The sequence below is a fragment of the Mycobacterium sp. SMC-4 genome, assembly GCF_025263265.1.
Classification (GTDB): Bacteria; Actinomycetota; Actinomycetes; order Mycobacteriales; family Mycobacteriaceae; genus Mycobacterium.
Genome location: NZ_CP079869.1, coordinates 3,963,514 through 3,985,912, shown reverse-complemented (window position 1 = coordinate 3,985,912; position 22,399 = coordinate 3,963,514). Strand labels below are relative to the sequence as shown.

The window sequence follows — 22,399 nt, the reverse complement described above, 5'->3', positions numbered from 1 at the left end:
GTCAATCCTGGCCGGTGGTGTCCAGTCGCGCCAGTGCCGCGCGCAGAATCCGCCCGGTCTCCTCGCGGTCGGCGTCGCGGCGCAGCAGCATTCCCTTGGCGAAGGAGAACTTGTCGCCGTCGCGGCGTGGCACGACGTGCAGGTGAATGTGGAACACCGACTGGAACGCCGCCTTGCCGTCGTTGAGGACGAGGTTGTTGCCGTCGGCGTGCAGTCCCGAGACCCGGGCGGCCAGCGCGATGCGCTGGCCGATCTCGGTCATCCGGGTCAGTGTCGCCGGCGGCGTGTCGGTGAGATCGACGGTGTGGCGTTTCGGGATCACCAGCGTGTGGCCGCGGGTGAACGGCCTGATGTCGAGCAGAGCAAGGTAGTCGTCGTCTTCGTGGATCCGGATGGCCGGAGCATCGCCGCCGACGATGGCGCAGAACACACAGGACATCCCGTCACGCTAATCCCTGGCCGATACCGGCCCGCCAGGCTGCCAACTTGTCGTCGAAGTGCATGGTCTGGGCGGGGCTGGTGGACGGCAGCCGATGGAATCGCAGCGGATGGGACACCGCGACCAGCCGTCGGTAGTTCTTCTCGGCGGCCGCACCGTTGAAGTACACCTGGCTGATCGTCGGATACCTGGTGAACAGCGCTGCGAAGTCGTTGGCCACCATGCTGTCTGGTTGAACCGATGAGTCCAGGCTGCCCTGCCGTCGGCATGACCGCAGGACATCCCAGACTGCGACCCCGGCGCCGGTCAACGCGGCGACCCGATCATCGTAGGGGGCTTGGTGGTCGAAGCCGAAGAGTTCACCGGTGATCCGCCAGAACGCGTTGCGGCCGAAGGCGTAGTACTGCTGGGCCGCCAGCGACGCTACTCCCGGCATGTTCCCCAAGATCAGCATCTGCGCTCCGGGCGCGACGAGCGGCGCGAAGCTGTGCAGCGTCGGTGACGTCATGGTTCCTGTGTAGTCGATGGCCGTATACGTTTGACCGCGTGGCCGAAGACGTCGATCCCGAGGTGGCCGGACTGCTCGACGGGCTCGACGGCCCCGCGCGCCGGGAACGTGCCGAGCTGATCAGCTGGTTGCTCGAGCGCGGCGTCAGCATCGATCAGATCCGGACCAACCCGTCGCCGATGCTGCTGGCATCGCGCAAGCTGATCGGCGACGACGGTCGTTACATCTCGGCGCGCGAGGCCGCCGAGAACGCGCGGGTGGACCTCGATCTGTTCGAGCGGATCCAGCACGCCATGGGGCTGCCCCGGGTCGAGGAAGCCGACGCGAAGGTGTTTCTGCGCGCCGACGCCGAGGCCGCGAAGTTCACCCGCGATTTCCTCGACGCCGGAATCGACGCCGACGAGCTGGTGCAGATCACCAGGCTGCTCGGTGATGGGCTTGCGCGTGCTGCCGAGGCGATGCGCCACGCCGCGCTGGCGGCTGTGATCCAGCCCGGGGCAACCGAACTGGAGATCGCCAAGGCCTCTGAGTCGCTGGTCTCGTCGTTGGCGCCGCTGCTGGGCCCGATGATCCAGAACGTGTTGCTGCTGCAGTTGCGCCACGCCATCGAAACCGAGGCAGTCAGTGCCAGTGAACGGGCCGAAGGTCAGCATCTGCCCGGGGCCCGGGAGGTCAGCATCGCTTTCGCCGACCTGGTCGGGTTCACCCGGCTCGGTGAGGTCGTGCCCCCGGAGGATCTGGAGCGGTTGTCGCAACGGTTGGCCGATATGACTCGTGAGGTCGCCGCGCCGCCGGTGCGGTTCATCAAGACGATCGGTGACGAGGTCATGCTGGTCAGCACCGACCCGGTGCCACTACTGGAGGCCGTCCTGGCCCTGGTCGATGCCACCAACGAGGACGACGACTTCCCGCGGCTACGCGTCGGACTGGCCTGCGGGATGGCGGTGAGCCGGTCGGGGGATTGGTTCGGCAGTCCGGTCAACCTCGCCGCCCGGGTCACCGGCGCCGCACGGCCCGGTTCGGTGCTGGTGGCCGAATCGGCACGCGACGCGATCGGCGACGACACGCGCTTCTCGTGGTCGTTCGCCGGCGCGCGCCGGCTCAAGGGCATCAAGTCCGACGTCAAGCTGTTTCGGGCGCGGCGCGCGGACGCCTAACTGGCCGAGCGGTTCTCGTACTGCGTTGGGCGGCGCCCGGTAACGCTCTTCCATTATCAATGTCAGACCCCGGTGCGATCATGGGTTCATGTCTTCGGTCGCAACGGACAGCGGGGCCGACGTCGGGTCTCCGGCGGAGCGGTTGGCGGTGTTGTTCGATGAGGTCGCCGAGTTGTGTGGGCAGCGTAATGCCATCGATGGCCGTCTGGTGGACATCGTCGCCGAGATCGACCGTGATGGGTTGTGGGGCATCACCGGGTGTCGATCGCTGGCGGCGTTGGTGGCCTGGAAAACCGGGGCCTCCCCGAACAACGCCACGTCCATGGTGGCCATCGCCGACCGGCTCACCGAGTTCCCACGCTGCGTGGACGGGGTTGCGGGAGGGTCGGTTGTCGCTCGATCAGGTCGCGGTGATCGCCCAACGCGCCGGGCAGGGCTCGGACGAGCACTACGCCGAGCTGGCCCAGAGCGCCACGGTCACCCAGCTACGCACCGCCATCAAACTCGAACCCCGACCTGATCCCGATCCACGTCCACAGCCGAGGCCGTCGATCAGTACGCGGGCCAACGGGGACATGACCTGCTGGACCATCTGGCTGCCCACCATCGAATCAGCGAAATTCGAAGCCGGGCTGGCATCCCAGCACGACGGGCTGATCGCCGACTGGAAACGCGACCACACCACCGACACCGACGATCCTGCTGACGACGACGAGGAGGGGCCGGGGGCGCGGGCGCCGATGCCCACGAGGGTGGATGCGTTGATGGCGTTGGTCGAGGCCGGCTGGGATGCCGAGGTGGCGGCGCGCCCGCACGGGCAGCACACCACCGTGATCGTGCATGTCGATGTCACCGACAAGCTCAGCTCACTGCATCTGGGGCCGCTGCTCGCCGACGCCGAGCGCCAATACCTGGGCTGTGACGCCACCGCCCAGGTGTGGTTCGAGCGCGACGGCCAGCTGATCGGGTCCGGGCGGGCCACCCGCACCATCAGCCGCCGACTGCGCCGCGCCCTGGAGTATCGCCACCCCAGCTGCGCGGTACCCGGGTGTGGGGCCAGCCGCGGCCTGCATGCCCATCACCTCCGGCACTGGGAAGACGGCGGAGCCACCGACCTGGACAACCTGGTGCTGCTGTGTCCCTGGCATCACCGTGCCCATCACCGCGGGATCCTCACCATCACCGGGCCCGGACACGACATCACCGTCACCGACTCCACCGGCCAAACACTGCAGCCCGGATCACTGGCCCGCCCACCCACCACCACCGCACCCGACGTGGCGCCCTACCCCGGCCCGACCGGCGAACGCGCCCACTGGTGGTGGTATGACCCCTACCAACCACCACCACCCACCCACACCAACTAGGACCTCACCGGCGCCGATCACCGCGGTGTGGGCGTGGTGTCGCACAGATCGTAGACGTGCTCGGCAGTCGCCATGGACGTAACCACCGTCGCTAGCTGGTCGGCTGAATTCGTCTCAGGCACATCCTAATTGACGATGACTGTCAGTCCGATCAGCGCGACGGGGCGAAGGCCCGCAGTCGCAGACTGTTGCTGACCACGAAGACCGAGCTGAACGCCATCGCGGCACCGGCGATCATCGGATTGAGCAGGCCGGCCGCGGCCAGCGGAAGCGCGGCGACGTTGTAGCCGAACGCCCAGAACAGGTTGCCCTTGATGGTGCTCAATGTCTTGCGGGACAACCGAATCGCATCAGGTACGGCGCGCAGGTCGTCGGCGATCAAGGTCAGGTCGCTGGCCTCGATCGCCACGTCGGTTCCGCTGCCCATCGCCAGGCCGAGATCGGCCTGGGCCAGCGCGGCTGCGTCGTTGACACCGTCGCCGACCATCGCGACCACCCGGCCCTCGTCCTGCAGTCGCTTGACGGTATCCACCTTCTCGGCCGGCAGCACCCCGGCGATCACCTCGTCGATGCCGACCTGGCCGGCCACGGTGCGGGCCACCGCTTCGTTGTCCCCGGTGACCATGATCGGCCGGATGCCCAGGCGGCGCAACGCCGCAATGGCCTGCGCGGAGGTGGGTTTGACGGCGTCGGCGACAACCATCAACCCCCGTGCGTGACCATCCCAACCCACCGCGACCACGGTGCGACCGTCGCGTTCGGCGCGCTGCGTCGCCTCGAGCAGTCGGGGCTCGAGCTGATGGCCCTGATCGTCGAGAAACCGCACACGGCCCGCCAGCACGGTCCGGTTCTCGACGGTGCCGCGCACCCCCAGCCCACGCAGGTTGGCGAAATCGGACACTGCCGGGAGAGGACCCATTGTGTCGGCAGCCTCGGTGCTGATGGCCCGCGCGATGGGGTGCTCCGACGCATACTCCAGGGCCCCGGCGAGCTTGAGTACCTCGTCGGGGTCCTCGCCGTCGGCGGCGATCACCTCGACCAGTTCCATCGTCCCGGTGGTGACCGTTCCGGTCTTGTCCAGAAGTGCGGTGTCGACCTGACGGGTGGACTCCAGGATCTCCGGCCCCTTGATCAGGATCCCGAGTTGTGCGCCGCGTCCGGTGCCGACCATCAGGGCCATCGGGGTCGCCAGGCCGAGTGCGCACGGGCAGGCGATGATCAGCACGGATACCGCCGCGGTGAACGCGGCCACCAGGGGGAAGCCCGCCCCGATCCAGAACCCCAGCGTGGCCACCGCCAGTGCGATCACCACGGGCACGAAGACTCCCGAGATCCTGTCGGCGATGCGCTGGGCTTGCGCCTTGCCGTTCTGCGCGTCCTCCACCAGGCGGGCCATCTGCGCCAACTGGGTGTCGGCGCCGACCCGATCGGCGCGAACGATCAGTTGACCGTCGACGTTGACCGTGGCGCCCACCACCGGGTCGCCGGAGGTGACCTCCACCGGCACCGACTCCCCCGTGAGCATGGACGCATCGACGGCAGAGAATCCCTCGATGACCGTCCCGTCAGCGGCGATCTTCTCACCCGGCCGCACCACGAACTCGTCGCCGACGGCGAGTCTGTCCACTGGAATGCGTTGCTGGACACCGTTGCGGCGGACGGTCACTTCTTTGGCGCCCATTTCCAGCAGGACCCGTAGCGCGGCGCCGGCCCGACGCTTGGCCCGGGCCTCGAAGTAGCGGCCCGCCACGATGAAGGTGGTGACCCCGGCCGCGGCTTCGAGGTAGATATGCGCACTGCCGTCGGTGCGCGCGATGGTCAGCTCGAACGGGTGCTTCAGGCCGGGGACGCCGGCGTTGCCCCAGAACAGTGCATACACCGACCAGCCGAGCGCAGCCGATGTGCCCACCGAGATCAGCGTGTCCATCGTCGCGGTGCCGTGCCGCAGGTTCGTCCACGCAGCGCGGTGAAACGGCCACGCGCCCCACACCACGACCGGCGCGGCCAAAGTCAGCGACAGCCATTGCCAGTAGGTGAACTGCAGAACCGGGGCCATCGCCATCGCGATCACCGGCACCGACAGCACGACGCAGATGAGCAGGCGTTGCCGCAGAGCAGCGGTCGGGTCGGGGCCGGCCTCTTCGCCGGGATCGCGCTGGGCGGCATCCAGGGCGGCTTCGTAGCCCGCAGCCTGCACCGCCGCGACGAGTTGGTCGGGGGTGACGTCGGCGCCGAACTCGACGCGGGCCTTCTCGGTCGCGAAGTTGACCGTCGCGGTGACACCGTCGAGCTTGTTGAGTTTCTTTTCGACCCGGGCGGCGCACGATGCGCACGTCATCCCCCCGATGGTCAGTTCCATCGAGGTCACGGTGTGTCACCCCCGGGGGGATGATGGTGGCCGATCGACGGCTGCGGTCCTGGGGTTGCCGGTTGCGGACCGACCGTCTGACCCACCCAGAGCGCGATCACGAATACCGCGACCAGCGTGGCGGCGAACGCGGCGATCCTGGTGGCGACTGTCATCTCCGGTCAGCTCGCCAGTTGATAACCGGCCTCTTCGACGGCGGACTGCACCGCTGCGTCGTCGACCGGACCCGTGCTGTTGATCGTGACCGTACCGTGGGAGAGGTCGATGTCGACCTGGGTGACGCCTGGGATGGCCTGGAGTTCCGCGCGGACCGACGATGCACAGCCCCCGCAGGTCATGCCGGCGACGGTGATGGTGGTGGTGGTGCTCATGTCACTCCTCAGCGATGGGCGGCGGGCGCCGTGCGATGATGTGTACTATACCCCCCTAGGGTATACAGGAAAACAGGTAGGACGAAACGAAAGGGAGCCTCAATGATGATCTCCACCCGTCGAGCACCTGCCGCGGCAGGCGCGGCGATCGCCACGCTGGTGCTGCTGCTGTCAGGCTGCGGCGACAACGCTACCGAGCCCGCGGGGGACACCGGCGCCCACACCGAGCACACCAGCGCTCCCACCGACGGTGCCGCTGACACCCACGACGGCACCGACGCCGAGCGCGCCACCCACAACGATGCCGACGCGGCGTTTGCCCGCGACATGGTGCCCCATCATGAGCAGGCCATCGTGATGAGCGACATCGTGCTGGCCAAGGATGGCGTCGATGAGCGGGTGGTCGATCTGGCCGAGCGGATCAAGGCGGCCCAGGGTCCCGAGATCGAGACGATGAACCAGTGGCTGACCGACTGGGACGTTCCCCAGTCCGACCCGCACGCCCATCACGGGGCCGGTCACGAGGAGATGGGCATGCTGAGCGAGCCCGAGCTCGATCAGCTCCGTGATGCCGAAGGTGTCGACGCCGCCCGGCAGTTTTTGACCGGGATGATCAAACACCACGAGGGCGCGGTCCGGATGGCCCAGACCGAGGTGGACAACGGCCAGAACCCGGACGCAGTGCGGCTGGCCCGGGAGATCATCGACAGCCAGCAACGTGAGATCGACGAGATGAGGCAGGTCCTCGACTCGCTCTGAGGCGTGGCAGTATCGCGGCATGCGAATCCTGGTGCAGCGCGTCACGTCTGCCCGGGTGCGGGTCGACGGCGCCGTCGTCGGAGAGATCTCGCCCGCCGGCCAGGGGTTGCTCGCGCTGGTCGGGGTCACCCATACCGACGACGCGGCCGTCGCCCGCAAATTGGCTGAAAAGCTCTGGCAGCTGCGGGTTCTCGATGAAGAAAAGTCGGCCAGTGAGGTCGGCGCCCCGATCCTGGTGGTCAGCCAGTTCACGTTGTACGGCAACACCACCAAGGGGCGCCGGCCCACCTGGAATGCCGCCGCGCCGAGGGCGCTCGCCGAACCGTTGGTCGACGCGTTCGCCGGGGCGCTTGCCGAGCTCGGAGCCGAGGTGCAGACGGGAGTCTTCGGTGCCGACATGGCAGTCGAGCTCGTCAACGACGGACCCGTGACGGTGCTGCTGGAGTTGTGATCGCCGGCCCGGGTTCGCGCGGTCGGCGGCATCCGGATGCCGCGCGGCGCCGCCGCTGGCATCCTGGAGTGATGGCAAAGGACATCGACCGGCAACGTGCCGCCGGCGCGCTCGCCGTCATCCGGCAGCATCCCGCAATGACACTGTTCGCGCTGTCACCGATTCTGGTGGGTCTTGCTCTGGTGTGGTGGCTGGCGGGTGCGGGATGGGCGATCGCGCTCCTGCTCGTTGTCGCCGTCGGCGGCGGAGCCGTCGTGCTGCGTCAACGCTGATCCCGCAGCACCGGTTCGATCGCCACGTACGTCGAGTTCAAGGCCGCGGTCTGCGACAGCGGGTCCACCGCGTCGCCGTCGACGAGCAGATTGCGGTTGACTCCGTAGGCCAGCGGCTCTGACTGCCCGCGGGGATCGAAAACCCTTGACCCCCAACCATGGTCGATGACGACGACGCCGCACCGCGGCACGTCGCTGACCGCGACGCTCAGTTCCACCGCACCGACGGCGGAGTGCACCCTGACCCGGTCGCCGTCGGTGACCTCGAGTCGCGCCGCGTCCTCGGGATGGATGACCACGTTGGTGCCCTTCCCGGACGGGTGCAGACCGGGCAGCTCGTTGAGCCACGAGTTCATCGAGTGCCGGTGACGGCGATTACCCAGCTGGAATGGGTAGTCCGGCGGCGGCGTCGCTGCCGGCTCGGCGAGCAGCTCGCGGACTCGGGCGACGAACTCGGGCGGCGCAACCTGCACCTTCTTGTCGGGGGTGCGTAGCGCGTCACGAAAGTGGCCGTACTCGCGTGGTCCGAGCACCCAGCCGTGCGGGTGGGCCAGCACCTCGCGCCAGCGGATCCGGTGTCCATCGACCTTTCGGCTCGTGGCCACCAGCAGCCGGTTCACCCATTCCGGACCGAACTCGAGACCGGTCCGCCCGGTCAGCCGGGCCACCCACCGCGAACCCCGGACAAACGCATTGAGTCCGCGCACACCGAACAGCGGTCGATTCATCGCCAACGCGAGGTCGGTGAAGATGCGCCACTCCTCGCGCGCTCGCGGTGGGGGCGCGACTGCGCGTACCCCGTAGTGCAGGTAGGGCTCGTCGTGCAGGTTGCTGGTGAACGCCAGCAGGTCATCGCGCTCCAGCCAGTGCACCGCGGGTAGCAGCCAGTGCGCGTGCCGGTGGCTTTCGCGTTGCACGAAGTCGATGGCCACCAACAGATCCAGCTGCGCCAGCGCGTCATCGAGCTTGGTGCCGTCCGGGCCCGACACCACGGGATTACCGCTGTTGATCAGCAGGGCGCGGATCTGTCCGCGGCCGGCGGTGGTGATCTCGTCGGGAAGTTCGCTCAGCGCGTGGGCGCCGGCCACCAGATCTCGGCCGCGCAGTCGGCTCTTGTGCGCAGTGGTACCGGCCAACCCGGCCAATCGCACCGCGTCGACGTATCCGGGCTCGTAGCGCCGGCCTCCCGGCCGGTCCATCCGGCCGGTGATCACGTTGAGCACATGACCCAGCCATTCGGCTGCGGTGCCGCCCAGGTGCAATGACACGCCGGTCCGCGTCACCACCATGGCTCGCTCGGCAGTTGCGAAATCGCGTGCCACCGACACGATGTCACTGACCGGAACATCGCAGCGGGTCGCCAGGTCGTCCAGGTCTGCCACGCCGACCAGGGTGCGCAAGGCGGCCATCCCCACGGTTGTCCCGGCACAGTCGGCGCGGTGCTCCCGGCCTTCGTCGAGGATCACCTTGACCATGGCCAGCAGCAGCGCCCAGTCCTGCCCGGGCCGTACGGCCAGGTGCACGTCGGCGCGCTCGGCGGTTTCGGTGCGCAGCGGGTCGACCACCACGATTCGCGCACCCTGCTGTTGACGCGCCAGGGTGCGTCGCCACCCGCCGGGTACCGACTCCAGCCAATTCCAGGCGCTGACAGCGGGATTGGCGCCGACCAACAGAAAAAAATCGCAGTTGTCGACGTCGGAGACCGGTACCATCAGCGCTGAGCCGTACATCTTCTCGGCCACCACGTGCATCGCGTTCTGGTCCACCGAGCCCACCGCGTAGCGGTTGAAAGTGCCGATGGCGTCCATCCAGGCATTCATGAACATCAGGTTCGACGACGAATACCCGGCCGGATTGCCGTAGTACGCGCCGACAGCGTCGGGGCCACCGGTGTCGATGATCGTGTTCAGGCGTGCCGCGATGTCGGCGATCGCTTCGTCCCAGCCGGTTTCGACATAATGGTCACCGACCCGTTTCATCGGGGCGGTGATCCGCGCGGGGTGCTCGACGACCTGCGCCGCGGTCCGTCCTTTGGCGCAGAAGTCCCGCCAGCTGTGCGGGTTCTGCTTGTCCGGAGATATCTTGAGCACTCTGTTGTCGGCGACGGTGACCTCGACCCCGCAGGCCGCCAGGCAGTACCGGCAGAACGTGTGCACAGTCCGGGGCATGCGGCCATGCTGCCCGAGCGCGCGCGGCGTGTCCGCGGAACGCAATTGAGCAATGTGCTCAGCAGGCTTCAGGCCTGCGTCATCGCCCAGTACGCACCCCGGGCGGCCGCCAGCTCCTGGTGACTGCCCTGCTCCACGATCCGGCCCGCGTCGAGCACCAGGATCACGTCGGCGTCCCGGATCGTCGAAAGTCGATGGGCGATGATGAAACTGGTGCGGTCGCGGCGCAGTCGGGTCATCGCCCGCTGGATCAGTACCTCGGTGCGGGTGTCCACGGAGCTGGTCGCCTCGTCGAGCACCAGCAGCTGGGGTCGTGCCAGAACGGCTCTGGCGATCGTGATGAGTTGCTTCTCCCCGGCGCTGATGTTGGTGCCGCCATCGTTGACCCGGGTGTCATAACCGTCGGGCAGCGTGTGCACGAACCGGTCCACATAGGCCGCGCGGGCCGCGTCGAGTACCTCGTCGCGGGTTGCATCGGGCCGGCCGTAGGCGATGTTGTCATAGATCGTGCCGGCGAAGAGCCAGGTGTCCTGCAGCACCATGCCGATCCGCGAACGCAGCGAGTCGCGGCTGACCGACGCGATGTCGACGCCGTCGAGCAGGATCCGGCCCGAATCCAGTTCGTAGAACCGCATCAACAGGTTCACCAGCGTCGTCTTGCCGGCACCGGTCGGTCCGACGATGGCCACGGTGGTGCCCGGCTCGACCACCAGGGACAGGTCCTCGATGACCGGGGTAGCGGGCTGATAGCCGAACCGCACGTGCTCGAACTCCACCCGTCCGCCGCCGCCGATGGGGGCGGGCAGTGGCCGCACCGCGTCCGGTGTCTCCTCCTCGGCGTCGAGCAGGTCGAATACCCGCTCGGCGCTGGCCACTCCGGACTGCATGGTGTTGTACATCCCGGCGATCTGGGTCAGCGGCTGGTTGAACTGCCGGACGTATTGGATGAAGGCCTGGATGCTGCCCAGCGTGATCTGCCCGGTGGCGACTTGCAGGCCGCCGACGACCGCGACCGCCACGTAGCTGAGGTTGCCGATGAAGATGGTGGCCGGGGAGACCAGGCCGGACAGGAACTGTGCCCCGAAGCTGGCCTGGTAGACGTCGTCGTTGAGCTCGCGGAACCGTTCCTCGGCTTGCGCGCGGTGACCGAAGGTCTTCACCACGGTGAAGCCGCTGTAGGTCTCCTCGATGTGTGCGTTGAGTTTTCCGGTATTGGTCCACTGAGCGACGAACAGGGTGCGTGACCGCCGCGCGATCGAGCGGGTCACCCACAGCGACAACGGCACGGTGACGACGGTCAGCAGGGTCAGCAGCGGTGAGATCGTCAGCATCATCACCAGTACCGCCACAACGGTCAGCACCGAAGTCAGCAGCTGGGTGATCGACATGGCCAGCGACTGCTGCAGGTTGTCGACGTCGTTGGTGGTCCGGCTGAGCACCTCGCCGCGTTGTCGGGTGTCGAAGTAGCGCAGCGGCAGCCGGTGCACTTTGTCCTCGACCGAGCTCCGCAGCCCGGCGATGGTGCGCTGCACCACGACGTTGAGCAGCCGGGCCTGCAGCCAGACCATCAGTGCGGCAATCAGGTACAACGCCAACGCCAGTGCCAGCGTGCGGGCTACCGCAGCGAAGTCGACGCCTTGTCCGGGGACCGCGCCGGAGCCCGACAACAAATCGGCGAACCTGTCCTCACCGCGTGCGCGGGCCGCCTCGATGGCCTGCTCGCGGGTCAGGCCGGCGGGCAGCTGGCGGCCGATCACGCCGTCGAACAGCAGGTCGGTCGCATGTCCGAGGATCCGCGGTCCGATCACGCCGATCGCAATGCCGCCAACGCCGAGCACCATCACCGCGGCCGTCATCGCCCGGTTGGGCGCGAGCAGCTTCAGCAGCCGGATCGCCGAGCCCTTGAAATCGCGCGACCGGGCCTGAGGCGGTTCGCCCATCCGCATCGGGCGGGCCAACGGCGCGTTCACCGGCGGCCCGTCCGGACCCCTTGGGACTCGGCGAACTCCCGGTAGGTCTGACACGTCCGCAGCAGGTCGTCGTGGCTGCCGGTGCCCACCACCCGGCCGTCGTCGAGCACCACGATCTGGTCGGCGCCGGCCACTGTCGAGATGCGTTGGGAGACCATGACGACCGTGGCCTCTGCCGACACCTCGCGCAGAGCCTGTCGGACCCGTGCGTCGGTGTGCACGTCGAGGGCCGAGAACGCGTCGTCGAACAGGTAGATCGCGGGCCGGCGGATCACCGCGCGGGCAATGGCCAGCCGCTGACGTTGTCCGCCCGAGAAGTTCATCCCGCCTTGGGCCACCGGCATCTGGAGTCTGTCGGGGTGCGCGGCGACGAAGTCGTCGATACCTGCGACCCGCAGCGCCGCCCACATCTGTTCCTCGGTGACCTCACGTCCCGGTGTCGCGCCGAGCGCCAGGTTGTCGGCCACGGTTCCGGAGAACAGATAGCCGCGCTGCGGCACCAGGCCGATGAGGCTCCACAACCGCTCGATGTCGTAGTCGCGCACATCGGTCCCGTCCAACAGCACCGCCCCCCCGGTGACGTCGTAGAGCCGGCAGATCAGTGAGATCAGCGTCGACTTCCCCGAGCCGGTGGACCCGACAACCGCGGTGGTGGTCCCAGGCCGAACCGTCAGCGAAACGTCCTGCAGCACCGGGCGGTCTGCGCCGGGGTAGCTGAAAGTCGCCGACGCGAACCGGATTTCGCCGGTGACGGTGGCCGGTGCGTCGGGTGCGGGATGGTTCTCGACGGCGGGTTGGGTGTCGAGCACCTCGGTGATCCGCTCGGCGCACACCGAGGCGCGCGGGATGATGACCAGGATGAACGTCGCCATCAGCACGGCCAGCAGGATCTGCATGAAGTAGGACAGGAATGCGATCAACGATCCGACCTGCATCTGGCCGGCGTCGATGCGCAGACCGCCGAACCAGATCAGCGCCACGCTGGAGACGTTGATGACCAGGGTGGTGACCGGCAGCATCAGCGCCTGCCACCGTCCCGCCTCCAGCGCGGTGCCGGCCAGCGCGTGGTTGGCCTCGGCGAAGCGGGCACGCTCGTGCGGCTCCCGGGCGAAGGCCCGGACCACCCGCAGTCCGGTCAGCTGCTCGCGCATCACCCGGTTGATGCCGTCGATCTGTCCTTGTAGGCGCCGAAAGATCGGCAGCAGATGCGACACGATCCAGTAGTTGGCCGCGGCCAGCACCGGAACGCTGACCAGCAGCAGCCAGGACAAGCCGGCGTCCTGGTGGATCGCCATGAAGATGCCGCCCACCGACATGATCGGGGCGGTGATCAGCATGGTGCAGGTCAGCTGGAGCAGCAGCTGGATCTGCTGGACGTCGTTGGTGGTCCGGGTCAGCAGAGACGGCGCCCCGAAGCGCGCGGTCTCCTCGGCGGAGAACCCGGTGACATGGTGGAACAACACCGAGCGCAGGTCGCGTCCGAAGCCCATCGCCGCGCGCGAGCCGAAGTACACCGCGCCGACGGCGCAGACCACCTGGACGGCGGTGACCGCCAGCATCACCAGTCCGAGCTCGACAATGCGGCGCAGGTTCCCCAGCGCGACGCCGTCGTCGATGATCGCCGCGTTGACCGTCGGCAGGTACAGCGTCGCCAGCGTGCTGACCACCTGGAGTGCGGCGACCACGGCCAGCAACCGGCGATACGGCCGCACATGCCGGCGGAGCAGCCCCCAGAGCATCCCGCTACTCTCGCACACCAGCGCCGCGCCGACGTGTTCGGCTGACCCACCTGAGAATTCGTTAAATCCCCTGCTCACCCGGCCTGTCGGTGGTTGGGCGCGCGCGCTGCCGCTACAGTGCATGGCGTGAACCACAGCCAGCGCAGCATCAGCCGGCCTGCCGCGGTATCCCGGGTGCGTTCCGCGCTGGCCGTCGCGCTGGCAGCCGTGTTCCCGGTGCTGGCCGGGTGCTCCGACGGTCAGTCGCCCGCTCCGCAGGTGCCGCCCACCGAGGCGCAGAACGAAGACATCGCACACGGGCCGTTCTTCCCGCAGTGCGGCGGTATCAGCGATGAGGAGATCACCCGACAGACCCGTGTGCAGGGACTGGTGAACACCGCCAAGACGTCGGTGGGCTGCCAGTGGTTGGCCGGTGGCAGCATCCTGGGTCCGCATTTTTCGTTCACCTGGTTCCGCGGCAGCCCCATCGGGCGTGAACGCAAGACCATGGAACTGTCGCGCACCAGCGTCGAGGACCTCAACATCGAGGGTCATGACGGGTTCATCGGCATCAACGAAGACCCGGTCTACGGCGTCAACCTGTGCGAGGTCGGCATCCAGTTCGAGGACGACTTCATCGAGTGGTCGATCAGCTACGGCATGCCTCCGTTTCCCGACGCCTGTGAGGTGGCCAAGGAATTGACCCGGCAATCGATCGTGAACGCGAAATGAGGGGGCGGCGCGCGCTGGTGGCCGCGGCAGCTGCGTTGCTGACCCTGACCGGCTGCACTCAAACGGTGGACGGCACCGCGGCCAAGGCCGGGTCCGGCAGCACCCCTCGCAACTACGATTCCGAACGGCAGTACCCCAACCTGCTCAAGGAGTGCGAGGTGCTCACCGAGGACATTCTGGCCGAGACCGTCGGGGCAGATCCGCTGGATATCCAGAGCACCTTCGTCGGAGCGGTGTGTCGGTGGCAGGCCGCCAACCCGGCCGGACTGGTCGACATCACCCGCTTCTGGTTCGAACTGGGCAGTCTCGACAACGAGCGTGAGGTTGCCGAAGAGTTGGGTTACCAGATCGAGAACCGCTCGATCGCGGGTATCACGTCGTTCGTGATGCGGCCCGACGATCCCAACGGCGCGTGCGGAGTGGCCAGCGACGCGGCCGGCGTGGTCGGCTGGTGGGTCAACCCGCAGGCACCCGGCATCGACGCATGCGCCAAGGCGATCAAACTCATGGAGCTGACACTGGCGACCCGCGCCTGACCAGATCGCCTTCGTGCCGAACGTTATTCGGTCCGAGCGCCCAGCGTGCGCTCAGTGTGTAGGATTCGCGCCCAGCGTGCGTCCAGGGCGGATCCGAGGCGGCCGGATTCAAGCGGTGGCTGCAACAAATGTGGACGGGTCTGAGAGTAGACGGTCGAGTTCTTCTGCGGGCGTGCGCCAGCCGTGGCGTTTGCGGGGACGGGAGTTGAGCTCGGCGGCGACTTGGTCGAGCCAGCCTGGACCGTAGAACGACAGGTCAGTGCTTTTGGGGAAGTATTGGCGTAGGAGGCCGTTGGTGTTTTCGTTGGTGCCGCGCTGCCAGGGGCTGTGGGGGTCGCAGAAGTAGATGGGCAGGCCGGTGGCCTGGGTGATCTGGGTGTGTAGGGCCATTTCCTTGCCCTGGTCCCAGGTCAACGAGCGGCGCAGGATCTCCGGGATCTCGGGGATTTTGGCACTCATCGCCTCGGCCAGGGTGGCTGCGGTGCGATCACCGGGCAGGTGCAGCAGCATGACAAACCCGGTGGTCCGTTCGACCATGGTGCCGATCGCTGAGGCTGAGGCGGTGCTACCCAGGATGAGGTCCCCTTCCCAGTGCCCGGGGATTGCGCGGTCATCAGCCTCGGCGGGACGCTCGCTGATATTGATCATGTCTTTGATTTGGCCGCGGCTCTCGTTGGTTTTGCGGCCCTGAGGTTTTCGGTGAGTTCGACCGGACCGAAGTGCCTGCTTGATCAGGCGTGCCAGTTCCCCACGGGGTTGAACATAGAGGGCTTGATAGATCGTCTCGTGGGACACCCACATCTCCGGATCGTCGGGGAAATCAAGGCGCAACCGGCCCGCAATCTGTTCTGGGCTGTCGCGCCGCTTCAAGCGTGTCACGACCTCGTCCAACAGCACAGAAGCAGTCTCGAGCTTGCGCTTCTTGGGCCGCTTAGTGTTAATGGCAGCGACGTCATGGCCCACGCCAGCCCGGTACCCGCTGGGGGTGGCTCCACGGGCACATTCGCGGTAGATCGTCGACCGGTCCCGGCCCAACGCGTCAGCGGCTTGAGCTACCGTCGCCCCGGCGGCCAGCAGCCGCTCCAGGCGCCACCGCTGGTCAAACGTCAGCCGGCCGCGCCGACGTAGGCTATCGAGGTCTCGGGCGGCATCGGCGTCGTCGTTGGCAGCGACAGGGGTCAGGGGCACATAACCAGCCTGAGCGACCCAGCGTCGTGCCTGATTCTCCGACACGCCCGCAGCCACCGCCGCGGCCACGACGGTGGCCCCGTCATGCATCGCCGCCCAAAACGCCGCTCGCACCGCGGGCGAGTACCGAGTGCCACAGTGCCGCGGATCGGGCTTGTAACCAGCCTCCCTCGCCCACCTACGGCCGGTCGCACCACAAACGCCAGCCACTGTTGCCGCTGCCGTCGGCGCCAATCCCGACCTCAACGCCACATCGAAGCTCTCACGCACCGAGTCCGGAACGCCTTTGCCACCGAGATGACTCCACCCCATCGAACAACACCCCTCAACAATCAGGTGTTGCAACGACCGATTGAGTCTGAGGCGCGATTAGCGCCCTGGACGCACGCTCGGCGGCACCGACCGCCCTACGCGCACGCTCGGCAGGTCAGCGGGCGGTGTGGAACGCCACCAGCTCCGCGCCCCCGAGTTCCAGCCCGGCCCAGGGCGTCTCGGTGCGCAGCACCGCCACCGACGACGTGGGGAACTTCGCCGCGATCTGCCGCGCCGCCTCCGAATCGCTGTCGCCGGCCAGGCCCAGCGCCAGCGAGGACATCACCGGTTCGTGTCCCACCACCAGCAGTGTGGCCGGGTCTGCGCCGAAATGCGCTTCGGCGCTGTTGATCTCGTCGAGCACGATGCCCGGTGTGGCGTCGTACACCCGCGCCGCATAGCGGACCGGGGCGTCGATGCCGGTGCGTTCCAACGTCTGACGGGTGCGCTGCGCCGTCGAGCACAACACCGCGTCGACCGGTGGAACGTGCGCCCTGATCCAGTCGCCGGCCAGGGCACCCTCGCGCACCCCGCGGGGCGCCAACGGTCGGTCGTGGTCGGTCACCCCGTCCGGGTAGTCGGACTTGGCATGGCGCAGCAGCAGCAACGTGCGGACAGTACCGGTCATGGCCACCAAGGCTAGGCCATGCCGGTGCGCGTCCCCGGACTTGTCGGCAGGCGGCCATACACTCGCCTTGCCCGACGAAGAGCTCGTCGGGAGCTGGGACAGAACGGGGGCCGACGTGCGATTTCTGCATACTGCCGACTGGCAACTCGGCATGACCCGGTACTTCCTCAACGGCGATGCGCAGCCGCGGTATTCGTCGGCCCGCCGGGAAGCTGTCGCCGCGCTGGGGGCCCTGGCGGCCGAGACCGGCGCGGAATTCGTCGTGGTGGCCGGCGATGTGTTCGAGCACAACCAGCTCGCGCTGCGCGAGGTCAGTCAGGCGCTGGAGGCGATGCGCACCATCGGGGTGCCGGTCTACCTGCTGCCGGGCAACCACGACCCACTCGATGCCGCGTCGGTGTACACCAGCCCGCTGTTCACCTCCGAACGCCCCGACAACGTGGTCGTGCTCGATCGTCCCGGGGTCCACGAGATCGGCCCGGGGGTGGAGCTGGTGGCCGCACCGTGGTCGTCCAAGGCGCCCACCGCTGACCTCGTCGCCGAGGTACTCGCCGGATTACCCGCCGACGACGTCACCCGCATCCTCGTCGGCCACGGCGCGGTCGACATCCTGGTTCCCGACAAGGACCGTCCGTCGCTGATCGGGCTCGCAGGCGTCGAGGCCGCCATCGAACGGGGCGCCGTGCACTATGTGGCGCTGGGCGACAAGCACTCCTGCCTGCAGGTCGGAGGTACCGGACGGATCTGGTACTCGGGGTCACCGGAGGTGACCAACTACGACGACATCGAACCCGATCCGGGACAGGTGCTCGTCGTCGACATCGACGAGACCGACCCGCGCCGGCCGGTCCAAGTCGACCCACGCCGGGTCGGTCACTGGCGCTTCCTGTCGCTGCGGCACGCCGTGGACAACAGCCGCGACGTCGCCGATCTCGACATCAACCTCGACCTGCTGCCCGACAAGGACCGCACCGTGGTCCGGCTCGGGTTGACCGGGACGTTGACCGTCACCGACAAGGCCGCGCTCGACGCGTGCCTGGACCGCTACGCCCGGCTGTTCGCGGCTCTGGTGCCCTGGGACAAGGCGACCGAGATCGCGGTGCTGCCGGCCGACGGGGAGTTCGACGACCTCGACATCGGTGGTTTCGCCGCGGCCGCGGTGGCGGAACTGGTGGCCACCGCCCGCTCCAGCGGTGAGGACGCCGAGGACGCGCGCGCGGCGCTGGCCCTGCTGCTGCGTCTGACCGACGGGGGCGCGGCATGAGGTTGCACAGGTTGACGCTGACGAACTACCGCGGAATCACCCACCGCGACATCGAGTTTCCCGACCACGGCATCGTGGTGGTCAGCGGACCCAACGAGACGGGCAAGTCGTCGATGCTCGAAGCACTCGACCTGCTGCTCGAGGCCAAGGACCGGTCGACGAAAAAAGAAGTCAAGCAGGTCAAGCCCACCCATGCCGACGTCGGTGCGGAGGTCACCGCCGACATTTCCACCGGCCCGTACCGGTTCGTGTACCGCAAGCGTTTTCACAAGCGCCCCGAGACCGAACTGACGGTGCTGACTCCGCGCCGTGAGCAGCACACCGGCGACGAAGCCCATGAGCGGGTCCGCGCCATCCTCGCTGAGACGATGGACGTCGAGCTGTGGCAGGCCCAGCGGGTGCTGCAGTCGGCGTCGACGTCGGCTGTCGACCTGTCGGGATGTGATGCGCTGTCGCGGGCTCTCGACGTGGTCGCCGGTGAGGTCGACGAGGAACCGACGGTGACCGGAAGCGCGGAGACGCTGCTGGTCGACCGGATCGACGCGGAGTATCGGCGCTACTTCACCGCGACCGGACGGCCCACCGGCGAGTGGGCGGCGGCCAGCAGCCGGCTGCGCGCCTGCGACGAAGAGGCCGCCCGGTGCGCAGCCGCAGTCGCCGAGGTCGACGAGGCAGTGCGTCGGCACGCTGCCCTGACCGCGCAGCTGGCCGCGGTGAACACCGAAAAAGGCCGGGCAGCTGAGGAATTGGCACAGGCACAGAGCGCGGCGCAGCAAATCGCGGCGTTGCGGCAGGAGGTCGAGCGGGCCGGGGTCTTGGCCACATCGGCCGCCGACACCGCCGCGCACTCGGGCAGCGCGTTGCAGCAACGACGCCGCTGCCGGGCCGACGTCGAGGAGCGGGTCGCCGCCATCGCCGATCTGCAGGTCGCCGCCGAAAGCGCGGCCGAGGAGCACGACACCGCGATCGAGATGAACGTCACCGCCGAGGCCACCGCCGAGCAGGCCCGAGTGGCGCTGGAGAACGCACAACAGCGCTTGGACGCCGCGCACGCCGCTGTGCAGCTGGTCACCGACCGTGAGACGCTCTCGCGGCTCCTCGGCCGGCTCAGCGCACTGGAGGACCACCAGCGCGCCCTGGACGCCGCTGTCCGCGAACTCGGGACGATCCAGCTCACCGATGCGCTGATGACGGTGATCGACGATGCCGCGGCCGCGGTCGAGCAAGCTGCTGCCGCCGCCGAACGGGCTTCGGCGCACCTCGAGGTGTTGGCCGCGGCCGACGTCGAACTGCGTATCGCCGGGCAACCGGTGACGCTGCGCGCCGGCGACAGCTGGGAGTCCGCGATCACCGCAGCAACCGGCGTCGACGTCGCCGGACTGCTGTCGGTACGCGTCGTGCCCGGTGCCCCGGCAGCCAGCTCGCAAGCTGAACTCGGCGCCGCCACCGCGGTGCTGCAGGAAGCGCTCGAGCGTGCCGGCGCCGCCGATGTCGACCAAGCACGAGCCCTGCAGCAGCGCCGCGCCGAACTACTGGCCACGGTCAAGGAGCACACCGCGATCCTGCAGGCGCTCACCGCCGAAGGCGACGCCGAACTGGTGCGCGGTCAGGTTGCCGAGCTGCGCACCCGGCTGGCCGCCGGCGACTCCGCGATGCCAGCTGAAGCGGTGCCGCCGGCCCAACTGCGGGCGCAACTGGCCGCCGAGGTTGCGGCCCACCAGCAGGCGCGCGCGAAGTGCGAGACGCAACGCAAGGTCGCTGCCGAGACCGCCAAGCTGGTCTCCGAGCGGGCGCTGCGGGCCGCGCGTGCGAAGGAGAAGCTGCAATCGGCGCGCGACGAACTGGCCGTCGCCGAGCAACGGCTGGCTGCCCAGCGGGCCGAGACCAACGACGAGGATCTCGCGATCAAGGCCGACGCCGACGCTCTGGCCGCCCAGGCCGCCAGTCAGGCAGCGGCCCGGTTGCGCGACGAGTTGGCCGGTCACCAGCCCGACGCGGTGGCCACCGAACTGGAACGGGCGCAGCGTGCCCACACCGCCGCGTCGGGCCGGCACAGTGAAACCGCCGAAGCGCTGCGGGAGGTGGCGGCGGCGCTGAAGGTGTACGGGTCCGAGGGACGCCGTAGTGCCCTCGACGCTGCAGAAGGTGAGCGTCAGCACGCCGAAAGCGAGTACCAGCGGGTGCACCGCCGCGCCCGCGCGGCGCAGCTGCTCAAGACGGTGATGAGCCGCCACCGCGACGCGACGCGGATGCGCTACGTCGACCCGTACCGCGGCGAGGTGGAACGTTTGGGCCGGCTGGTCTTCGGGGAGAGCTTCGAGGTCGATGTCGACAGTGATCTGAGGATCGGGGCACGCACCCTGTCTGGGCGCACGGTGCCCTACGAGTCGCTCTCGGGCGGAGCCAAGGAGCAACTGGGCATCGTGGCCCGGCTTGCCGGGGCATCGATGGTCGCCACCCAGGACAGCGTTCCCGTCGTCATCGACGACGCGCTGGGGTTCACCGACCCGGACCGGTTGGCCAAGATGGCCGAGGTGTTCGACGCGGTGGCCCACGACGGTCAGGTCATCATCTTGACCTGCAGCCCGCAACGGTATGCCGACATTCGCAGTGCCTGTCACATCGAGCTCGCCGGCTCGCTCTAGACTCCGCCCGTGGACGCCGATTACGTCATCGTCGGAACCGGAGCGGCCGGAGCTGTTCTGGCCCATCGACTCAGTGCCGATCCGTCGGTGCGAGTCGTCGTGCTGGAGGCCGGACCGCGTGACAAGGATGCGTTCGTTCACATCCCGGCCGGATTCTCCCGGCTGATGCGGGGGCCGCTGGATTGGGACTACCTGACCGAGCCGCAGCAAGGTCTGGCCGGCCGGCGCATCTACTGGCCGCGCGGCAAGATGCTCGGCGGCTCGACGTCGATGAACGCGATGATGTGGGTCCGTGGCTTCGACGCCGACTACGACGAGTGGGGCGAGCACGCCGGTGCCGAATGGGACCATGCCCACCTGCAGCCGTATCTGCACCGCATCGAGTCCGGTCCGCTGGTCATCTCGCCCCAGCGCAGCCCGCGCGCAGCGACGGCGGCCTGGCTGACGGCGGCCGAGCAATGCGGCCACCGCGTCGAGGAACCCAACCAGGGGCAACCGCAGGGTTTCTGCCAGACCCGGGTGACGCAGCGCCGCGGTTCCCGCTTCAGCTGCGCCGATGCCTACCTCAAGCCGATCCGCAAGCGCAAGAACCTCACTGTGCTGACCGAGGCGACAGCGACCCGGGTGGTTATCGCCGGCAACCGTGCCATCGGCGTCGAGTTCGACGGCAAGTCCGGTCGGACGGTGGTCACCGCACGCCGCGAGGTGGTGCTGTGTGCCGGAGCGATCAACACCCCACAGCTGCTGATGCTCTCCGGCATCGGCGATCACGACCGGTTGGCCCGGCTGGGCATCGTCACCGTTGCCCATTCACCGGAGGTCGGCACCAATCTGCTCGACCACCTGGTGGTGCCGCTGGGCTTCGACATTCCCTATGGCTCACTGACCGACGCTCAGAAACCTCTGGAGCTCGTCAACTACTTGGTGCGCCGGCGCGGAATGCTGACCTCGAACGTGGGGGAGGCCTACGGCTTCGTCAAGAGCAGACCGGACCTGGACCTGCCTGACCTGGAGCTGATCTTCGCTCCTGCACCGTATTTCGACGAGGGCATCGGTGACCCGTACGTGGGCCACGCAGTGGTGATGGGCCCGATCCTGCTCAAGCCGCGCAGCCATGGAACGATCGCGCTGCGCTCCTCCGATCCGCATGACAAGCCGGCCATCGATCCGCGCTACCTCACCGACGATGCCGGCGCCGACCGGGCAGCCCTGATGGCCGGACTGCGGATGTGCGCCGACATCGCCCGGGCACCCGCGCTCAAGGACATCGTGGGCCGGATCGCCCGCCCGCTCGACGCGTCGATCCTCGACGACGACACCCTCGGTAGAGCGCTGGAATCGCTGTCGCACACGCTGTATCACCCCGTCGGCACCTGTCGGATGGGCCGTGACGACGCCAGCGTCGTCGACCCGCAGTTGCGGGTGCGCGGTGTGACGGCGCTGCGGGTGGCCGATGCGTCGGTGATGCCGACGATCATTCGCGGCCATACCCAGGCGCCCTCGATGCTGATCGGCGAGAAGGCTGCCGATCTGATCACCTCCTGAT

19 protein-coding genes and 1 pseudogene are annotated in these 22,399 nt (G+C 68.2%); 10 read left to right on the top strand and 10 right to left on the bottom strand.

Going from position 1 to position 22,399, the window contains the following annotated elements; genetic code table 11:
- Window position 1: 1 nt before the first annotated feature.
- Together KXD98_RS18825 and KXD98_RS18820 are read right to left on the bottom strand one after the other, a co-directional pair.
- A complete protein-coding gene (locus tag KXD98_RS18825; RefSeq protein WP_260759851.1) occupies window positions 2-439 on the bottom strand; it encodes an HIT family protein in 438 nt (145 codons plus the stop codon).
- A gap of 4 nt (window positions 440-443) precedes the next feature.
- The gene (locus KXD98_RS18820) at window positions 444-947 is read right to left on the bottom strand and encodes a DNA-deoxyinosine glycosylase (protein ID WP_260759850.1); all 504 of its coding nucleotides are present in this window, start codon (window positions 945-947) and stop codon (window positions 444-446) included.
- Between the two features lie 38 nt (window positions 948-985).
- On the opposite strand from KXD98_RS18820, the gene KXD98_RS18815 reads away from it, so the two are divergent.
- Both KXD98_RS18815 and KXD98_RS18810 read left to right on the top strand, forming a co-directional pair.
- A complete protein-coding gene (locus tag KXD98_RS18815) occupies window positions 986-2,104 on the top strand; it encodes an adenylate/guanylate cyclase domain-containing protein (protein ID WP_260759849.1) in 1,119 nt (372 codons plus the stop codon).
- 88 nt (window positions 2,105-2,192) lie between these two features.
- Window positions 2,193-3,471: pseudogene (locus KXD98_RS18810) on the top strand (DUF222 domain-containing protein).
- 151 nt (window positions 3,472-3,622) lie between these two features.
- Here KXD98_RS18810 and KXD98_RS18805 read toward each other — a convergent pair.
- The 3 genes from KXD98_RS18805 to KXD98_RS18795 are packed head-to-tail and all read right to left on the bottom strand — an operon-like array spanning window position 3,623 to window position 6,210.
- On the bottom strand, window positions 3,623-5,830 hold the full coding sequence (locus KXD98_RS18805) for a heavy metal translocating P-type ATPase (RefSeq protein ID WP_396883244.1): 2,208 nt from the start codon (window positions 5,828-5,830) through the stop codon (window positions 3,623-3,625).
- 5 nt (window positions 5,831-5,835) lie between these two features.
- Complete coding sequence (locus KXD98_RS18800) at window positions 5,836-5,994, bottom strand: hypothetical protein (RefSeq protein WP_260759847.1); 159 nt, start codon at window positions 5,992-5,994, stop codon at window positions 5,836-5,838.
- Window positions 5,995-6,000: 6 nt separating this feature from the next.
- Entirely contained in the window at window positions 6,001-6,210 is a 210-nt protein-coding gene (locus KXD98_RS18795) for a heavy-metal-associated domain-containing protein (protein WP_260759846.1), read from the bottom strand.
- A 105-nt stretch (window positions 6,211-6,315) separates the two neighbouring features.
- Here KXD98_RS18795 and KXD98_RS18790 point away from each other — a divergent pair, with 105 nt between their 5' ends.
- The 3 genes from KXD98_RS18790 to KXD98_RS18780 all read left to right on the top strand — a co-directional run bounded on the left by KXD98_RS18790 (window position 6,316) and on the right by KXD98_RS18780 (window position 7,692).
- Entirely contained in the window at window positions 6,316-6,969 is a 654-nt protein-coding gene (locus KXD98_RS18790; RefSeq protein WP_260765299.1) for a DUF305 domain-containing protein, read from the top strand.
- A 19-nt stretch (window positions 6,970-6,988) separates the two neighbouring features.
- Window positions 6,989-7,420: a D-aminoacyl-tRNA deacylase gene (gene dtd, locus KXD98_RS18785; RefSeq protein WP_260759845.1), complete on the top strand. Its 432-nt coding sequence runs from the start codon at window positions 6,989-6,991 to the stop codon at window positions 7,418-7,420.
- A gap of 71 nt (window positions 7,421-7,491) precedes the next feature.
- Window positions 7,492-7,692, top strand: coding sequence for a hypothetical protein (locus tag KXD98_RS18780; RefSeq protein ID WP_260759844.1), 201 nt, complete (start codon window positions 7,492-7,494; stop codon window positions 7,690-7,692).
- Here KXD98_RS18780 and KXD98_RS18775 read toward each other — a convergent pair.
- From KXD98_RS18775 to KXD98_RS18765, 3 genes are all read right to left on the bottom strand, one after another.
- Window positions 7,683-9,860, bottom strand: a complete 2,178-nt coding sequence (locus KXD98_RS18775) for a molybdopterin-dependent oxidoreductase (RefSeq protein WP_260759843.1) — start codon at window positions 9,858-9,860, stop codon at window positions 7,683-7,685. The two genes, KXD98_RS18780 and KXD98_RS18775, sit on opposite strands and share 10 nt — an antisense overlap.
- Window positions 9,861-9,928: 68 nt before the next feature.
- Entirely contained in the window at window positions 9,929-11,806 is a 1,878-nt protein-coding gene (locus KXD98_RS18770; RefSeq protein WP_260765298.1) for an ABC transporter ATP-binding protein, read from the bottom strand.
- Between the two features lie 20 nt (window positions 11,807-11,826).
- Complete coding sequence (locus KXD98_RS18765) at window positions 11,827-13,569, bottom strand: ABC transporter ATP-binding protein (protein ID WP_260765297.1); 1,743 nt, start codon at window positions 13,567-13,569, stop codon at window positions 11,827-11,829.
- Window positions 13,570-13,686: 117 nt separating this feature from the next.
- Here KXD98_RS18765 and KXD98_RS18760 point away from each other — a divergent pair, with 117 nt between their 5' ends.
- Window positions 13,687-14,280: a DUF3558 domain-containing protein gene (locus tag KXD98_RS18760; RefSeq protein ID WP_396881617.1), complete on the top strand. Its 594-nt coding sequence runs from the start codon at window positions 13,687-13,689 to the stop codon at window positions 14,278-14,280.
- Entirely contained in the window at window positions 14,277-14,816 is a 540-nt protein-coding gene (locus KXD98_RS18755; protein ID WP_260759841.1) for a DUF3558 domain-containing protein, read from the top strand. Before KXD98_RS18760 ends, KXD98_RS18755 begins: the two co-directional genes overlap by 4 nt.
- A 108-nt stretch (window positions 14,817-14,924) precedes the next feature.
- Here the strand turns inward: KXD98_RS18755 and KXD98_RS18750 are convergent, their stop codons facing one another.
- Entirely contained in the window at window positions 14,925-16,094 is a 1,170-nt protein-coding gene (locus tag KXD98_RS18750) for an IS30 family transposase (RefSeq protein WP_396883212.1), read from the bottom strand.
- A 337-nt stretch (window positions 16,095-16,431) separates the two neighbouring features.
- Window positions 16,432-16,944 carry a histidine phosphatase family protein gene (locus tag KXD98_RS18745; RefSeq protein WP_260759840.1) on the bottom strand — a complete coding sequence of 171 codons (513 nt, stop codon included), beginning with the start codon at window positions 16,942-16,944 and terminating at the stop codon, window positions 16,432-16,434.
- Window positions 16,945-17,059: 115 nt separating this feature from the next.
- Here KXD98_RS18745 and KXD98_RS18740 point away from each other — a divergent pair, with 115 nt between their 5' ends.
- Genes KXD98_RS18740 through KXD98_RS18730 form a run of 3 tightly spaced genes read left to right on the top strand, consistent with a single transcriptional unit; the run spans window position 17,060 to window position 22,398 of the window.
- Entirely contained in the window at window positions 17,060-18,208 is a 1,149-nt protein-coding gene (locus tag KXD98_RS18740; RefSeq protein WP_260759839.1) for an exonuclease SbcCD subunit D, read from the top strand.
- Window positions 18,205-20,853, top strand: coding sequence for an ATP-binding protein (locus KXD98_RS18735; RefSeq protein WP_260759838.1), 2,649 nt, complete (start codon window positions 18,205-18,207; stop codon window positions 20,851-20,853). The genes KXD98_RS18740 and KXD98_RS18735 overlap by 4 nt, the downstream gene beginning before the upstream one ends.
- Window positions 20,854-20,862: 9 nt before the next feature.
- Complete coding sequence (locus tag KXD98_RS18730; RefSeq protein ID WP_260759837.1) at window positions 20,863-22,398, top strand: GMC family oxidoreductase; 1,536 nt, start codon at window positions 20,863-20,865, stop codon at window positions 22,396-22,398.
- Window position 22,399 lies beyond the last annotated feature (1 nt).

Coding starts and splice junctions, on each gene's coding strand:
- KXD98_RS18765 (WP_260765297.1), bottom strand. CDS start 13,569: ATGCTCTGGGGGCTGCTCCGCCGGCATGTGCGGCCGTATCGCCGGTTG.
- KXD98_RS18795 (WP_260759846.1), bottom strand. CDS start 6,210: ATGAGCACCACCACCACCATCACCGTCGCCGGCATGACCTGCGGGGGC.
- KXD98_RS18745 (WP_260759840.1), bottom strand. CDS start 16,944: ATGACCGGTACTGTCCGCACGTTGCTGCTGCTGCGCCATGCCAAGTCC.
- KXD98_RS18780 (WP_260759844.1), top strand. CDS start 7,492: ATGGCAAAGGACATCGACCGGCAACGTGCCGCCGGCGCGCTCGCCGTC.
- KXD98_RS18825 (WP_260759851.1), bottom strand. CDS start 439: ATGTCCTGTGTGTTCTGCGCCATCGTCGGCGGCGATGCTCCGGCCATC.
- dtd (WP_260759845.1), top strand. CDS start 6,989: ATGCGAATCCTGGTGCAGCGCGTCACGTCTGCCCGGGTGCGGGTCGAC.
- KXD98_RS18820 (WP_260759850.1), bottom strand. CDS start 947: ATGACGTCACCGACGCTGCACAGCTTCGCGCCGCTCGTCGCGCCCGGA.
- KXD98_RS18750 (WP_396883212.1), bottom strand. CDS start 16,094: ATGCATGACGGGGCCACCGTCGTGGCCGCGGCGGTGGCTGCGGGCGTG.
- KXD98_RS18735 (WP_260759838.1), top strand. CDS start 18,205: ATGAGGTTGCACAGGTTGACGCTGACGAACTACCGCGGAATCACCCAC.
- KXD98_RS18770 (WP_260765298.1), bottom strand. CDS start 11,806: ATGCGGATGGGCGAACCGCCTCAGGCCCGGTCGCGCGATTTCAAGGGC.
- KXD98_RS18775 (WP_260759843.1), bottom strand. CDS start 9,860: ATGCCCCGGACTGTGCACACGTTCTGCCGGTACTGCCTGGCGGCCTGC.
- KXD98_RS18800 (WP_260759847.1), bottom strand. CDS start 5,994: ATGACAGTCGCCACCAGGATCGCCGCGTTCGCCGCCACGCTGGTCGCG.
- KXD98_RS18790 (WP_260765299.1), top strand. CDS start 6,316: ATGATCTCCACCCGTCGAGCACCTGCCGCGGCAGGCGCGGCGATCGCC.
- KXD98_RS18805 (WP_396883244.1), bottom strand. CDS start 5,830: ATGGAACTGACCATCGGGGGGATGACGTGCGCATCGTGCGCCGCCCGG.
- KXD98_RS18755 (WP_260759841.1), top strand. CDS start 14,277: ATGAGGGGGCGGCGCGCGCTGGTGGCCGCGGCAGCTGCGTTGCTGACC.